The 15,770-nt window shown below is 38.5% G+C and carries 13 protein-coding genes; all 13 read left to right on the top strand.

From position 1 onward, the window contains the following. The first annotated feature begins 6 nt into the window (after positions 1–6). The 13 genes from gatB to BUA11_RS06200 all read left to right on the top strand — a co-directional run bounded on the left by gatB (position 7) and on the right by BUA11_RS06200 (position 15,766). Positions 7–1,440, top strand: coding sequence for an Asp-tRNA(Asn)/Glu-tRNA(Gln) amidotransferase subunit GatB (gene gatB, locus BUA11_RS06260; protein ID WP_072759543.1), 1,434 nt, complete (start codon positions 7–9; stop codon positions 1,438–1,440). Between the two features lie 26 nt (positions 1,441–1,466). Continuing rightward, a complete protein-coding gene (locus tag BUA11_RS06255; protein ID WP_072759532.1) occupies positions 1,467–2,393 on the top strand; it encodes a hypothetical protein in 927 nt (308 codons plus the stop codon). Between the two features lie 30 nt (positions 2,394–2,423). Continuing rightward, positions 2,424–3,548 (top strand): radical SAM family heme chaperone HemW, encoded by a 1,125-nt coding sequence (gene hemW, locus BUA11_RS06250; RefSeq protein ID WP_245789582.1) that lies wholly within the window; start codon positions 2,424–2,426, stop codon positions 3,546–3,548. Further along, on the top strand, positions 3,545–4,636 hold the full coding sequence (locus BUA11_RS06245; protein ID WP_072759529.1) for an FtsW/RodA/SpoVE family cell cycle protein: 1,092 nt from the start codon (positions 3,545–3,547) through the stop codon (positions 4,634–4,636). Before hemW ends, BUA11_RS06245 begins: the two co-directional genes overlap by 4 nt. 1 nt (position 4,637) lies before the next feature. Continuing rightward, entirely contained in the window at positions 4,638–5,672 is a 1,035-nt protein-coding gene (locus tag BUA11_RS06240) for a UDP-N-acetylglucosamine--N-acetylmuramyl-(pentapeptide) pyrophosphoryl-undecaprenol N-acetylglucosamine transferase (protein ID WP_072759692.1), read from the top strand. Positions 5,673–5,736: 64 nt separating this feature from the next. Then, complete coding sequence (gene murC / locus BUA11_RS06235; RefSeq protein ID WP_072759527.1) at positions 5,737–7,098, top strand: UDP-N-acetylmuramate--L-alanine ligase; 1,362 nt, start codon at positions 5,737–5,739, stop codon at positions 7,096–7,098. A 51-nt stretch (positions 7,099–7,149) separates the two neighbouring features. Then, positions 7,150–10,644 (top strand): chromosome segregation protein SMC, encoded by a 3,495-nt coding sequence (gene smc / locus BUA11_RS06230; RefSeq protein WP_072759525.1) that lies wholly within the window; start codon positions 7,150–7,152, stop codon positions 10,642–10,644. Then, positions 10,641–11,861, top strand: coding sequence for a PAS domain-containing protein (locus BUA11_RS06225; protein ID WP_072759523.1), 1,221 nt, complete (start codon positions 10,641–10,643; stop codon positions 11,859–11,861). The genes smc and BUA11_RS06225 overlap by 4 nt, the downstream gene beginning before the upstream one ends. A gap of 23 nt (positions 11,862–11,884) precedes the next feature. Continuing rightward, positions 11,885–12,319 carry a flagellar export protein FliJ gene (gene fliJ / locus BUA11_RS06220; protein ID WP_072759522.1) on the top strand — a complete coding sequence of 145 codons (435 nt, stop codon included), beginning with the start codon at positions 11,885–11,887 and terminating at the stop codon, positions 12,317–12,319. A gap of 58 nt (positions 12,320–12,377) precedes the next feature. Next, positions 12,378–13,094 carry a YdcF family protein gene (locus BUA11_RS06215; RefSeq protein WP_072759521.1) on the top strand — a complete coding sequence of 239 codons (717 nt, stop codon included), beginning with the start codon at positions 12,378–12,380 and terminating at the stop codon, positions 13,092–13,094. A gap of 12 nt (positions 13,095–13,106) precedes the next feature. Continuing rightward, positions 13,107–13,757: a rhomboid family intramembrane serine protease gene (locus BUA11_RS06210; protein ID WP_072759520.1), complete on the top strand. Its 651-nt coding sequence runs from the start codon at positions 13,107–13,109 to the stop codon at positions 13,755–13,757. 22 nt (positions 13,758–13,779) lie between these two features. Continuing rightward, positions 13,780–14,787 (top strand): asparaginase, encoded by a 1,008-nt coding sequence (locus BUA11_RS06205; protein ID WP_072759688.1) that lies wholly within the window; start codon positions 13,780–13,782, stop codon positions 14,785–14,787. Further along, complete coding sequence (locus tag BUA11_RS06200) at positions 14,771–15,766, top strand: AI-2E family transporter (RefSeq protein WP_072759519.1); 996 nt, start codon at positions 14,771–14,773, stop codon at positions 15,764–15,766. Before BUA11_RS06205 ends, BUA11_RS06200 begins: the two co-directional genes overlap by 17 nt. Positions 15,767–15,770 lie beyond the last annotated feature (4 nt).

The raw sequence follows: 15,770 nt of genomic DNA, 5'->3' as shown, positions 1-15,770 counted from the left end.
GGTGTGATGGATAAAAGATACAAGCCAGTAATCGGACTTGAAATACACGTACAGCTTAACACAAGGACAAAAGCGTTCTGCGACTGCAGTGCAGATGTGTTTGAGCTTGAACCGAACACATCGATATGTCCAGTTTGTACTGGTCAACCTGGTGCGTTACCTGTACCTTCGGAGGAGATGTTTCTCCTTGGCACAAAACTTGGCTTGGCGCTGAACTGCAAAATAAATACATACTCGAGGTTTGATCGAAAAAATTACTTTTACCCTGATTTACCAAAAGGATATCAGATAACACAGTTCTTTTATCCACTTGCAGAGCATGGATACTTGGAAGTTAATGGCAAGAAAGTCAGGATAAGAAGAATACACTTGGAAGAAGATGCCGGTAAATTATTTCATGCAGGTGATAGCATAACAGAAGCAGAACACTCTCTTGTGGATATGAATAGATGTGGTATTCCGCTCGCCGAGATTGTTACAGAACCTGACATAGAGTCTCCTGAAGAAGCAAGAATTTTTATGGAAAAACTTAGAAGCATCGTGAGGTATATAAATGTAAGCACGGGAGATATGGAGAAAGGTGCTATGCGATGCGATGCGAATATCTCTGTGATTGACACTCTCACAGGTAAGCAAAGTAATAAAGTTGAAGTTAAGAACATGAATTCTTTTAAGTTTGTTGAAAAGGCGTTGCAGTACGAGTATGAAAGAATCATAGATTTAATGGAAAAAGGTTTGGAAGTTGAAAAGGAAACGAGAGGTTGGAATCTTAGTACGAAAACAACTGTCAGTATGCGAAGTAAAGAAGAAGCGCACGACTATAGATATTTTCCAGAACCTGATATACCACCAATTATTTTAACTCAAAATTATATAGAGAATGTGAAAAATAACTTGGAAGAATTACCAGACCAGAGATTGGACAGATTTGTCATTGAATATAAACTGAGCGAAAAAGAAGCGTGGGTTCTTGTTGAAGATAAACAGATAGCCGACTTCTATGAAGAAGTTGTGAGAAAAGTGAATAAACCGAAAGAAGTAGCTAATTGGTTTTTAACGGAGCTCTTCAGACTTTACGGAGAATACGGACAAGAAAGACTTAGTGTGACAAGTGATACATTCGTAGAAATTATAGAACTCGTAGAAAACGGAACAATATCAAGAAATATGGCAAAAGAAGTCTTCCAAGAATCTGCATTGTCTGGCAAGTTGCCAAGGCAAATAGTCGAGGAAAAGGGGCTTAAGCAGGTTGATGACTCATCGTTGATAGAAGAGGTAGCAAAGAAAGTGATCGAAAGCTATCCACAACAAGTGGAAACGTTCAAAGCTGGCAAGGAAGGTCTTTTCGGGTTCTTTGTGGGACAAGTTATGAAAGAACTGAAAGGGAAGGCAAATCCAAAGACCGTTAACGATGTTCTTAATAAACTTTTGAGAGGATAATTTTCAGCTTTTTAAGGGGGGAAAGTATGGATTTCAAACCGTATAGAGTGTCGAAAAAAACTCCTATACATTCGAGTTTTAAGATTACAATTGTTATAGTACTCTTCGTCTTGGTGTCGACAATTGGTTTCTCAGATGATGGCGAACTTTTTTACGGAGAGAGATTCATTAAAAGTTTGCAACCATGGGTAAGTGGTTTGTATAGTTCTGTTTCTTTCAACTTGTGGAACCTTTCTTTGGTCTACGAAGATTCGAAATTGGCTGTTGGTTTGAGATTGCATGATGAAAATATTCGAACCGAGAGTTATAAACTTGGATTTATAACTGCGAAAAGAACAGTGGACAAAAGTTATTTTGACCTGCTTACCTTTGTTGGTCAGACATATGGTGTAGCACTTACTTTAGGATATGAAAATTATTCAATACCGAGTACAGGTTTTGAGAGGACTTATTATATCTCACAAAACCAAGTCATTCAAACCGAGTATTCAAAGACCTGGTTCTCGCTACCAAGTATTCCTTTTGGTGAAGGTACAATTGGTCCATTTTCACTCAATTACGAAGGTTTTTCACTTAGCAAAATGGGTATAAATCAACCGAGCATAAATATCAGAAGGGGGTTTGCAGGGATAGACTCACTCCAGTTGAGTTATGTCCAGCTTGGCAGTATACATTCACTTGGATTTTATGTCTTCGCTGATAAATCACTTGAGCAGGGTGTAACAGCTAATCTCGGTTGGGATTTTGAAGAAGGTAGGCCTGTAGGAATATTAGGTGGTAGGATATTCATAGACTTTCAAGATTTTAGATTTTTCTTTGCTGCGTACGGTACATATGTCCCGTCTTCAGAGAGTATAAAGTATGGGATATGGATGAGGTTCCTCTCGCCTGTCTCAGGAGATTTAATAATTCAAAATAATGTTGCTTACTTTAGGTTTAAATTTTCCGACTGAAAACAGATATTTTTTACGGAGTTGGGTAAATTGTGTGAAGATATCTTGTTAGAGAGAGTTCCGAATGGTTTAGGGGTTTACATTCACATTCCGTTTTGCAAAAGTAGATGTATCTATTGTGATTTCGTGAGTTTTGTTGATAAGAACTACGAAGAGTACACAGAGTATCTCTTAAAAGAAATTGACATGTACAGTGAATACCTTTCGACTGGCATTTCCACCATATACATTGGCGGTGGCACTCCGAGTATTTTTCCTTTGAGGAATATAGCAATGATATTCGAAAAACTTTCAAAGTACCTAAGTTTAGAAGAGTTTACAATAGAGGTTAATCCTGATTCGTTGAGCGAAGAACTTGCGAAAGGGTATAGAGCCCTCGGCATAAACAGATTGAGCATGGGATTGCAAAGTGCGGATGATATAGTTTTAAAGAAGTCGGGTAGATTATATGATTTCGAAACATTCTTGCGAAAGTTTGATTTGGCGCGAAGATATTTTGATAACATCAATGTCGATTTTATAGTTGGCTTACCTGGTGAAAGTTGGAAAAGCATCCAAGAGAATGTGAGATTTATTAATGACTTTCAACCAGATCATATATCTATTTACATGCTTGAAGTGCACGGTGAGAATGGCAATCAAATCTTGAAAAGGCCGGATGAACAGACGTTTCAAAGATATGAAATGTTCTTAGATGCAGTTAAAAATTTGGGATATGAAAGGTATGAAATATCTAATTTTGCTCTAAACGGAAAGTATTGTTTGCATAATTTGAAATACTGGTTCAATGCAGACTACATCGGTTTAGGTGTTGCTGCTGGTGGGCATATTGGATTTATTAGGTACAATAATTACGAATCTCTAAGTGATTATTTTATTGCTATATCCGAGAAAAGATTACCGAGAGTTTATGAAGTGTTGAATACTCCTGAAAGGGAGGCGTTGGAGACACTCTTCATGTCACTCCGAACAAAATGGGGAGTTGATGTTAACCGACTTAAAGAGAAAACTCACATAGATATATCTGAGATTATTGATATTTTGAAGCGAAGGTTTGATTTCTTTGATGGGGTGAAACTTTCAGAAAAAGGTATGGACTTCAGTAATCTCTTTTTTGTGACAATGCTCAATATCTGGGAGGAGTACTTCAAGTGAGGAGAGAAATTGCTGTTACGATAATCGCATACCTGATCCTTTTTGTACTTGGTGCAATCGCTATGTACAGTTTAGATATTGCCAGAGAGCAAGTGCTTGGTACGTCGAGTAGCTTTTTCCAAAAGCACGTTATCATGCTTGTCTTAAGTTTGGTAATGATGATTGCCGCGATGAACATACCTTTCAGTTTTTATGAAAAGAACGCGACATTGTTCTATTTCATAGGTATAGGTTTGTTAATTTTAGTTTTTTTATTCCCGTCTATCAACGGGGCGCATAGGTGGATAAGAATTGGTGGATTTACACTGCAATCCTCTGAGTTTGCGAAGATAATACTAATCCTTTACCTTTCAATCTATGCAAAAAATAACAAGGGGAGAATGGAAGAATTTAAGCGCGGCTTTCTTTTCCCGCTACTTTTAGGAGGAGTTTACGCTGTCTTAATTTTGATCGAACCAAACTTAAGTACAGCGCTTTTCACTTTCATGATCGCCGCAATTACACTATACTATGGAGGAACTAAATTTCAGTATTTTTTGATACTACTTTTTATTGTAATTGCTCTCTTTATCGTTGCCACTATTGGTGGGTTTCTCCATTCTTATCAACTTGGAAGGTTGAGGTACTTTTTCAGCGGTGAAGTTGCTCCGCAAGTTGACATTGCATTGAGAACGATAAAGAATTCTGGGGCAACAGGTTGGGGCATCGGGAACAGTTGGCTTAAAGTCTATGTTCCTGAGGCTGAGAGTGACTTTGTCCTCGCTGTTATCGGAGAAGACTTTGGGTTTTTTGGAATCTTGCTTGTCAGTGTTGCCTACTTGCTTTTAAGCTATTCGTTGATGAGGATTGCAGGTTATATAGATGATATCGCACTTAGAACGTTCACTTGGTCTTATGCAACTGTGATCTTGTTTCACGTATCGATTAACCTCGGTGTTTTTGCTGGTGTTTTTCCTGTAACTGGGATTCCGCTACCATTCATAAGTACTGGTGGAAGTTCGATGATGGCACTTCTTACAGGTTTTGGTATAATATTATCCGGCTTGCTAAATAGAAAATCTTACGAGACGGGAGAGAATGAAAGGTAATATGAGCAGAGGCAAATTGAAAGTCGCGGTAGCAGGTGGCGTGACAGGTGGTCATCTTTATCCTAATCTCGCGGTGCTTGAAGAACTCGCCAAGAAGTACGATTCAGAAGTTTTGTACTTTTGTGTTGAAGGAAAAATTGAAGAGCGGTTGCTTCCTAAGGTTCATCCTGAATACAGACGAGTAAGTATCTCTGTCAAAGGATTAAGGCGCCCAATAATTCATCCAGAGAACGTGTTTAGATTTTTCAAATTGAGAGCAAACGGAATTCGTATAAGAAGAGAACTCAGAGAATTCAAACCTGATTTTATCTACGTCTCCGGTGGATATGTCAGCTATCCAGTGGCACTTTCAGGAAAAAAACTCGGATTGCCTGTATATGTGCAAGAGCAAAATACGATTCCAGGAAGAGCGAATAAGGTTATCTCCAATTTTGCTAAAAGAGTCTTTGCGGCTTTCGAGGAGAGCGTACAGCACTTTCCTGAAAGTGCAAAGAGCAAGATAGCTGTGACGGGAAATCCGGTCTGGACTAAGGAAGGCGTTGCAGAAATTCGTCATCCGACGGTTTTAGTGATAGGTGGTAGTGGTGGTAGTGAGTTCTTAAATCGTGTAACGATCGAAGTTGCGCGATTACTACCGAGCGTTAATTTTATTTTATCGACTGGCGGAAAGAAATTAGATGGTGTTGTTCCGCAGAATGTTGAATTGAGAGATTATATTGAAAACATGTACGCTTACTGGCGAAGTGTTGATTTGGCAATAACACGTGCAGGGGCAACGACTATTTCAGAGCTCATTCATTTCAACGTCCCTGCAATTGTTGTACCTTGGGAAGGTGCAACCGAATCTCATCAGGTAATCAATGCCAAGATTGTCGAAAAAGAAGGACTCGGTACGATGGTGCGTGAAGGGGAATACACACCTGAGAAGATAGTTGGACTGGTGAGGAAAATGCTCGAGAAAGGTAGAAAGTTTGAAGAACGTGAAAATCCATCGAAGAAAATTGTTCAGATGATAGAAAAAGATTTAGACTTGTAAAATTCACAGAACGTAATATTATTTAATATTATTGAGATAAAACTATGACCTGGAGGTATAGCAGATGGGTGAGAAATTTGACTCGACTAAAAAGCTTGAAAATTTTGAAAAATCAAAGGATGTTTACAGAATTCATTTCGTAGGCGTTGGTGGCATTGGAATGAGTGCTCAAGCCATGCATGAACACTTTAACGGAAAATCAGTATCAGGCAGTGACCCGTACAGTTCAGAGAGAACGGTTTATTTGAAACATTTGGGAATTAAGGTGTACGACAAACACGAAGAATCAAACGTCGAAGGCATGGATGAAATAGTCGTAACACCGGCTATATCGAAAGAAAATCCTGAGTATCTTCATGCAGTTGAAAATAATATTAAAATAACAATGCGAATAGATCACTTTAGAAGGATTTTAGAGCCTTACAAAGGGTTCGCTGTTACTGGGACAGATGGAAAATCTACAACAACCTCGATGTTGGCAAACAGCCTAATGAACCTCGGGGCTGACCCATATGTCTTTCTTGGAGCGTTGCACCAAAAGCTCGAACACGGCAATTATAGGAAAGGGAAAGAGATAGCTGTTTACGAACTGGATGAAAGCCAACCGGGATTTGAATTATTCAAGCCGGAGTATTTGATAATAACAAATATCAGAGAAGACCATCTTGAGAATTACAAGAATTTAGAGCACTATTATGCTTCATTTGAAACACTTATAAAAAATTCAAAATTCGTTGTGACGTTTGCAGACGAAAAGAAGTTTTCAGGAAATGTCAGTTACGGTGTATACTCTGGTGACTTCAAAATGGTCGAGCGTAAACAAGATGGCTTTGGACAAATAATCACGCTCTTAACACCATGGGGTGAGAAGAAATTGTTTTTGCCTGTTCCAGGATATCATAACGCATTGAACGCATTAGCTGTGGTTTCGTTACTTTCAAGCATAGGGTACAACATCGACGATGTTTTATCATCTTTCAGAGATTTTTCATTACCCGGAAGAAGATTCAATGTAAGCTATGACGATAAGAGCCGTAACCTAACGCTTGTTGATGATTACGCACATACGGCGGATGAACTCGAAGTCATATTGAAAACCGCAAAAGAGATTTATCCCGACAGAAAAATAGTAGTTGTTTTCCAACCCCATCGCTACACTCGATTAAAAAGAGAGGCTGAAAGATTTAGAGATGTTTTGAAAGATGCTGACGAGATATACATAACAGAAGTTTATGGAGCATTCGAAAGCAAGAATGGCGTAAGTGCAAGAAAAATAGTCGAAGGAATCCCGAAGGCTGTATTTGTAGAAAAATTGGAACAACTAAAAGAGATCAGATTTGATAGCAACAGCGTTTATATGTTCGTTGGTGCAGGAGATATATATGAAATTTCACAGACTATAAGAAAGGAATTGGCAAAAGGATAGTATTAGAAATTTTTGAGATTTATTATTCTTTTTGTATAGGGAGGATGGTTGGTGGTCCTCAAAGAGATCTTTATTAAAGGTTTTAAGTCATTTGCAGATCCCGTAAAACTGGATATTTCAGATAAAGTTACGGTTGTAGTTGGACCCAATGGATCGGGAAAATCCAATGTTGTTGATGCAATTAGATGGGTACTTGGTGAGCAATCAATGAAAGAAATTCGCGCACAAGAGCGCGATGATGTTGTCTTCTGGGGAAATGAGAGAAGACCACCAGCTCAATATGCGTATGTCGAGCTTGTATTCGATGATCAAGGAAATAAGATAAGCATAGGCAGGGAATTATCAAGAGATGGTACGAGCAGATATCTTCTTAATGGTGATGATGCAAGGCTCAAAGACATCAGGGAACTGTTGATGTCGCATGGTTACGGTAAGAATCCTTATTCGATAATAGGTCAAGGTCAAATAGACAAGATAGTATCAGCTACGCCTGAAAGCTTGCGGATGATGATAGAAGAGATCGCAGGTATTGGGATATACAGAGAGAAGAAGAAAGAAGCCTTAGTCAAACTCGATGCTACACAGATAAATCTTAGTCGAATAAGTGATGTCCTCTTCGAAGTAGATAAGAATAGAAAATCTCTCTACTTGAAAGCTAAAAGAGCGGAAAGGTATGTAGAGTATTCAGAAGAACTTCAGAAAATCAAAAAACAGTACTTCGGAGCTGTTTTCAAAGTAGAGTCTCAAAGACTTGCGGATATGGAAAGTTATTATAACGAACTGAATATTTCTCTCAAAGAGAAACTCAGACACGTTGCTCAGCTCGAGATAAATTGGTCTACTCTTAGAGAAGAATTCAACCAAATAGACGTTGAGATGGAGAGCTATACAAAGACTCTCGAAGAATTCAAAATGCGTGAAGACCAACTCAGAGAAATAAGGGAAAAATTCACAAAGAAACTTAACGAGCTTGAGAGCAAGTACATAGAAACAACTACAAGGCTCGACATGCTGAGTAACGAGTCGGAATCTATAAAGAATAGATATGAAGAGATAAAGCTAATCGTTTCGAAGATATCTGAAGAACTCGCAAAAAAAGAGGAAGAATTGGAAAAACTCGAAGCAGAAAAGTCGCAGATATACACTCAGTACTCAGAACAAGAACGAGAGATACTGAAGAAAAAACAGGAATATGAGGAAGTAGACAAATCGCTTTCTAAAATACACAACGAGATTATAAGGTTAAAAGAAAACAACCAAGATATCTCGCACAGACTTGAGATGATTCATAACCAAAGAACTACTAAGGAAACAAGAAAGATTGAGCTGGAAGAAGAAATCAAAGATCTGGAAAATCATTTGCTTGAGATAACTGAAAAAGAAAACGAATTGGTAAAAGAGCTTGAGATAGCGAAGGCTAAGTTGGAAGAATTAAGCTCAGATAAAGAGAGAAAAATGAAAACTCTCGATGCAATATTAAGACATGAGAAAGAAATTAAGGCAGAAATAGAGGTTGTAAACAAACAGATTTCGGAGTACCATGGCTTTGGGTTTGCTATTAGAAAGATTTTTGAGAACAAAGATATCTTTGCAGGCCTAATTGACGTTGTTACTAATTTAATAGACTTCGAAAAGTCATTATCGACAGCTTACGAAACACTCTTAGGTGGGGCTGTCCAACATGTGGTTGTTGAAACAGCCGAAGACGGTAAGAGGATTATTGAATTTTTGAAAGCTGGAGAGTACGGACGCGCCACTTTTATACCCCTCGACCTCATTGACACTTCTTTCAGCCCGATTGCCGGAGTTGAAAATGAGCCCGGATTTGTCGGATACGCTGCAAAGCTTGTAAATGTTTCTCGTAGATACGAGACCCTTCCATATTATTTGTTTGGAAACGATATAATAGTTAAAGACATAGACTCGGCCATAAGTATAAAGAGAAAATATAACTTGCGCTCCAGAATCGTAACCTTAGATGGCGAATTAATATCTGGCAGAGGCTCGATGAGCGGTGGCAAGTCTAAAGAAGATTACTCAAATTCCCTCATCGCTAGAAAAGTCAGGCTTAAAACTTTGCAGGAAGAATTAGAGAATATGACAAAAGAAAAGACTCATCTCGAAAGTGATATAGAAGATATTTCCAACGAGATGAAACAAATTCAGGACAACATAAACCTTATAAGAGAAGAGCTGGCAAGTGTTTCGAGCAAATCTTTATCTTCAAGGAGGGTTCTCGAGGAAATACAGAAAGCTCTAAAAGACGTTTCTAATGAACTTTCTGAGTTGACCAAACTCGAAGCTGAATACAATGCAAAGTACGAGGGCAATGTCGCGAGAATAGAGAATCTTGAAGTAGAAACAAAATCGCTGGAAGAGAAACGGAAAGAACTTCAAAGTAGCGTTAGTGAATTCTCAAAAGAGCTTGAAGAGCGTAGGAAACAGCTTGAAGCGTTGAATGAAAGCATCGCAACGTACAGGGCTGAAGTGAAGAACCTCTACGAAAGAAAATTACAGTACACTGCAGAGAATGAACGAGCGAACAAGAGGCTTGAAGAGATAGCTCAAGAAAGTAGCGAAGCAAAGAACATTATTGCAAGGCTCGAAGAAGAGATAAACAACACAAAGCAGTTCTTGATTGAAAACGAGAGAGAGCTCGAAAGTCTAAAAGCAACTGCACAGGACATTTTTACAGGCATAAAAGAGAGGAAGAGCGGAAAGGAAGAGAAACTGCAACAGCTGCAATACCTCGAGGAAGAAATAAGAAAGGTAAAGGCAGAGATAGAAACAACAAAAGAACGAATCCACGAGACTGACTTGAGACTCCAAGAAATAAGGTTTAGAATATCTAATATTCCAGAAGAGTACAGAGAGCCGATTGAACTCGATCCTGAAAAGATCGACGAACTCGGTGAACAGATGAGAGATTTAGAAAACAAAATTAGGATGCTTGGTGCGGTTGATTTATCAGCAATAGATGAGTACAAAGCGGTTGAAGAAGAGTATAACGAACTAATGAAGCAAAAACTTGACTTAGAAGATGCGAAGAAAAAACTTGAAGAGCTGATAGAGCAAACTGATATACAAGCAAGAGAACAGTTCTTAGCGACATTTAATCAAATCAACAAGGCATTCAAAGGATATATCGAAGGGCTCTTCTACGGTGGAACAGGTAGCATGCGTCTTACAGATGATGTTAATATATTCGAAGCAGGCATAGAGATAAATATATCTAAAATGGGAAAGAAGGTTCAGAGATTGCAGTTGCTTTCGGGCGGTGAGAAAGCACTTGTTGGAATTGCATTAATAATGGCGATGCTTGAATCTAACAAAGGTGTTTTCTACGTTTTGGATGAAGTAGACGCACCTCTCGATGACTACAATTCAGAGAAGTTCAGAAGACTACTCGAACAGCAGAACTCACAATTTATAGTAATCACCCACAACAAATTGATAATGGAGGCTGGAGATATAGTACACGGAGTGACCATGGTTGACGGCATATCAAAAATTATTCAAGTGAAGATAGAGGAGGTAACAGCATGAGGTACTTATACTTTTTGCAGCAATTTTTCGAAAAACTACCTACACCAGCGTTCATAAAAGACAATAAGGGAAGGTATCTGTGGATTAATAAGGAACTTGAAAACGTTTTAGGATTGCCGGAAGAGAAAGTTGTCGGTGAGAAAGAATCGGAAATACTTGGAGTCGAAGAAATAGATGAAATAGATAAGAAGGTTATGAAGAATAGAAGAAATCAATCTCACGAACTCATGATCGCTGGGAGACATTACAACATCCAAAGAATGCCAATAAGATTGGGAACCGGTGGTTACGGCGTTGCAGGATTGATGTATGATATTACGGAAAAAATTCTTGAAAGAACTTTGTACAAACTCTTGTCCTTCGTTGAGCAAAAAATCCTTGAATCGCTTGGTGAAGCTGAGGGTGATTTGGATAAGTTCGTCACGACTTTTTCGAGGAAATTTCATGCCGAGTATCCACATACAGCAGTTGTGCTTTTGAAAGACAACGAATACTTGATAGGTTCTGAAGACTATAAACTAATTGAAAAGGTAAAGCAAATCGACGAGGTAAAGACATTTACTCACGAAAAGCAGAACTACCAAGTAATCCCGATAGAGAATTTTAAGTTTGTTGTCCATGTACCAGAGCATTATTTAAGCCTTGCAAAGGCACTATCTTCGTTCCTCGCCTCACAGGTGCTTGCAGCTATGAAAGTTATAGAAAATCAAAGGATGTACAAAGATATAATAGAGAAGTTTGACTCGATAATTAGAATTATTAGTCTCTGGAACGAATCGAATACACTTGAAGAGTACCTTGAAAGAATCTTAGATGACCTTGTGAAGCTTGTGCCAGAAACACAGAAAGCATCCATTTGGCTTTTGGAAAAGGATACATACAAGTGCGTTGCTGTGCACAACTACGATGATGAAGTCAAGAACGTCCTAAACAAAGCATCAGATGATAATTACGGACCAAATATCGGAGAAAACAAGGTTGTTGAGTTACTCGACGCTTACCGTCTCAATCTTGAAAGCAAGCAACGGGAAATGTGGGAAAGAGCAGGAGTCACAACTCCAAACTTTATACCGCTTGTCGGAAGCGTGAGAGTGGGAGATAAGAAAGTTATAATAATCTCACTCGATAATTTTGAAGGGCAAAGATTTTCAGAAACAAGCAAGAAAGTTCTCCAAATACTTGTCGAGCTTCTGTCTGCTTTCTTATCCGGCAAGTAAATTCAATTTTGGAGGATTGAAATTTGGCTTTCAGACTTGAGAAACTCTTATATTTAAGAGCAAAAGAAGAGGAATCATTGAAGAGTGAACTGAGCAGAATCAGAACCGAGATTAGAAAAGTTGAAGAAGAAATTGATAACGTTGAAAATTCTAAAAAACAGATAGAAATGCAACTTCGTACCGGTACTCAAACCGGCACGCAAGTTGCTTTTTTCATATACCTAATAAAGATGTACAATGAACACATTGGAAACTTGAGATTGAAACTATCTGAATTGAGACTTCTTGAAGAGAAGACCCTGCAAATGTATTTGGAAAAGAGAACAGAACGAAGGAGCTTTGAAAAACTTAAAGAAAGATATATCAGATCACAAATGATTGAAAATGATAGAAAAGAGAGAATAGTTATCGACGAAGTTGCACTTCAAAAGTACATTAGAAACACTTCTGGAACTTAGGGTTTGGAAAAACCACATTAGCAAGAATTAGCAAGCGGAGAATAACGGAGGATAATATATGTTTGCTTTGCTAAAAATCATCTCATCATTTGTCGTTTTTCCCGGAATAATCGTTCTACTTTTCTTGGTTTTGAGCTTCATTCTATATAAAAAGCGCAACAAAGCTTGGCGAATTTTCTTGGCGTTGTCTTTTGTTTTCTATATTGCTTCATCGAACTGGTTTGCGTATCTGGTTAGCAAAACTCTGTATATTCCCGATACTGACGATAACGGCCGATATATAGTAGTGTTAGGTGGCGGAATTGATATATATAACAGTGAAAGAGAAATTGGTAAGCATACACTCAGGCGCCTTTATAGAGCATATCAGTTGTACTTGAAAAACCCAAGGAGAATAATTGTTACCGGAGGAGTTGTGACGAAAGGTATACCAGAAGCTTCGGTTATGAGAGATGTTCTCGTTAGCTTTGGGGTTCCAGAAGAAAATATAATAGTCGAAGAAAGAGCTCGAAATACATACGAAAATGCAAAATACACGTATGAGTTGGTAGGCAGTGTCCCTATAACGCTTGTGACGAGTACAACACACATGAGGCGATCTCTTTTGTCTTTTGGTAAGTTTTTTAGTAAAATTTACCACGTTCAGGCTGATTATCCTATCGACTTTCGCAACGTTTATCTTGACTATGTCCCGAATCATGGCGGTTTCTATACGTTCAGTCAAGTTTTTTATGAGTGGATTGGAATCCTCCAGTACGCTCTTTTTAAAAAATAAGGTGGTGATTCAATGTTCCCATTATATGACACGATCCCAAGCCTGAAACGTCCTGTGGTTAATTATATAATAATATTTACAAACATCTTGGTGTTTCTGTATGAATTAACGCTTTTTTGGGACGAAGAACTTCTAAACGCGTTTTTCTACAACTTTGGTTTTGTGCCTGAAAAAATGTTCTATTCTTTTCCCATATTGGCTCTCTTCACACACATGTTTATTCATGGAGGGTGGGCTCACATAATTGGAAATCTTTGGTTTTTGAAGATCTTTGGAGACAACGTTGAAGACGCGATGGGGCATTTCAAATTTTTTCTCTTTTACATAACGGGTGGCATATTTGCGCTATTTTTCCATATAATTTTTAATCCATTCTCTCCTTACCCATTGGTTGGTGCTTCAGGTGCTATATCCGCCGTTATGGGTGCTTACCTTGTGTTGTTTTATTATTCACGCATAGTTTCGCTTGTGTTTTTCATTCTGCCTTTTCTTGTTGAGATTCCAGCTGTTATTTACTTATTCCTGTGGTTCATTATGCAGATACTTAACGGCATGTATGCGGACATCACGGGTACAGGAGTAGCTTATTGGGCACACGCAGGTGGTTTCATTTATGGTGTCTTGGTTGGATTCAGGGTCAGAAAAAAGAGATATTGGTATTAATCTGCGAAAAGGAGAGAGTGGGATGGATAAAAAGCGGATAATTATCATAAGTACGGGCGGAACGATAGCTATGGTTAAGAAAGGAAGAACAGTTGTTCCTTTTGACAAGGGAAACGCACTTGTGACGGATATTCCAGAATTACATGAAATAGCTGACGTGGAGCTGTACGAATTTTCGAATATCCCAAGTCCTCAGATGACACCAAGGCTGATGTTAGAGCTTGCCAAAAAGATTGATGAATTTCTTGAAAAGGATGATTATGATGGTGCAGTTATTACGCACGGCACAGATACGCTCGAAGAAACCGCGTACTTTCTCGATTTAATTTTAAGAACAGAGAAACCTGTTGTTCTAACTGCATCGATGAGAAATATCAGCGAGTTAAGTACAGATGGTCCAAGGAATGTACTTTCTTCAGTGCTTGTAGCGTCTTCAGACAGCAGCTACGGGATGGGAGTTGTAGTATGTTTAAACGACGAGATTCACGCTGCAAGAGAAGTTACTAAGACTTATACCAGTAATGTGGCAACCTTTGACTCGCCAGGCTACGGACCGCTGGGCGTTGTCGATGAAAATAACGTTATATACTTTCGAAAGTCACTTACGAGGGAGAAGATAATTACTGACAAAATAGAAGAAAGAGTTGCGGTGGTAAAGGCGTTTACGGGTGATGACGGAGCTATTTTGCGTGCAGTACACAATATGGGATACAAAGGGATAGTTCTTGAAGGATTTGGAAGAGGAAACGTTCCGCCAGAAGCTGCACAAGCTGTTGAGGAGATAGTAAAATCAGGGGTCCCGGTTGTTATAACTTCGAGGTGTTTTAAAGGAAGGGTTTATCCGATATATGGGTATGCCGGTGGAGGAGCGGATCTTCGCAGGAAGGGTGCTATACTCAGTGAACATCCGCTATCGCAGAAAGCAAGGATTAAATTAATGTTGGTACTTGGAATAACTTCTGATATAGAAGAGATTAGAAAATACTTTGAGATTCATATTGGAGGTATGATGAGTGAAATTGAGCATTAAGCAACAGGCTTTGTTGTACATAATCATTTACGCAGTTGCCTTTTTCATCGCATTTATGATCTCGAAGACGCTATTATACGTCTTCGTGTTCTCGTTGATTTCCATATTGGTTGTCAATTATATATACAAAAACCTTGTCAGAATTAAGATTCCTCATGCTTTTGCAGTCATTATTTCTTTGGCAGTATATTTCGGCGTACTAATATACGCCTTTGTTAACATAATACCTGTTGTAGTGAAACAAGTTGGGCCATTTTACGAGTTCATGAGAAACATCCTTGATTCAAAATACTGGCAAGAGTATCTAAAAGACAATCCTCAGTTATCTGAAATAATAGGAAAAATCGCCGATTGGGCAAGTCCGCAGATTAGCGAAGTTTTCAATAACTACCTTTTAGAATTTGCAAAGAAAATACCAAATTTCCTTGTGATACTTTTTTACAGCATACTGTTTACAATATACATAACGATTTATACAAGATGGACAACCAGCTCACTTCCTGGGTTATTTCCAAAGAAGGTAAGACCCATTGTGGAAGATTTTCTAAAAAAGCTGGGAACATCTTTACAAAGCTATGTTGATATTCTTCTACTTGGTGCAGTCATTGTTTCTGTGAGTTTTTACGTACTGTTCTCGGCATATCTTCCGCAGTATAAAGTTTTACTTGCATTTTGGGGATTCATAACTAATTTGATACCGATAGTTGGTGTTGTAATAGAATGGATACCAGTGATTATCGTCACGCTCGCGCTTGGGCTTAAAGATTTTATCATCGTCAACATCATTGTTGCGCTCGTCCATCTTGGTGCGTTTTTGTTTTTCATATTTATAATGAAATACAAGGCTGATATAAATCCTGTGTTGATGATAATATTTATATTTGTCATAGGCCTGACGTACGGACTTGTAGGAACTTTCTTTGCCGTACCTGTTGCAATATTCTTTGTCACTGTGTGGAATGAATTCATAAAAGGTTGACCAC

The organism is Fervidobacterium gondwanense DSM 13020 (genome assembly GCF_900143265.1).
GTDB classification, from domain to species: Bacteria; Thermotogota; Thermotogae; order Thermotogales; family Fervidobacteriaceae; genus Fervidobacterium; species Fervidobacterium gondwanense.
Note: the sequence above shows the minus strand (reverse complement) of the source record. Positions and strands in the feature narration are given on the sequence as shown.

Coding starts and splice junctions, on each gene's coding strand:
- gatB (WP_072759543.1), top strand. CDS start 7: ATGGATAAAAGATACAAGCCAGTAATCGGACTTGAAATACACGTACAG.
- BUA11_RS06255 (WP_072759532.1), top strand. CDS start 1,467: ATGGATTTCAAACCGTATAGAGTGTCGAAAAAAACTCCTATACATTCG.
- BUA11_RS06240 (WP_072759692.1), top strand. CDS start 4,638: ATGAGCAGAGGCAAATTGAAAGTCGCGGTAGCAGGTGGCGTGACAGGT.
- murC (WP_072759527.1), top strand. CDS start 5,737: ATGGGTGAGAAATTTGACTCGACTAAAAAGCTTGAAAATTTTGAAAAA.
- BUA11_RS06225 (WP_072759523.1), top strand. CDS start 10,641: ATGAGGTACTTATACTTTTTGCAGCAATTTTTCGAAAAACTACCTACA.
- BUA11_RS06215 (WP_072759521.1), top strand. CDS start 12,378: ATGTTTGCTTTGCTAAAAATCATCTCATCATTTGTCGTTTTTCCCGGA.
- BUA11_RS06210 (WP_072759520.1), top strand. CDS start 13,107: ATGTTCCCATTATATGACACGATCCCAAGCCTGAAACGTCCTGTGGTT.
- BUA11_RS06205 (WP_072759688.1), top strand. CDS start 13,780: ATGGATAAAAAGCGGATAATTATCATAAGTACGGGCGGAACGATAGCT.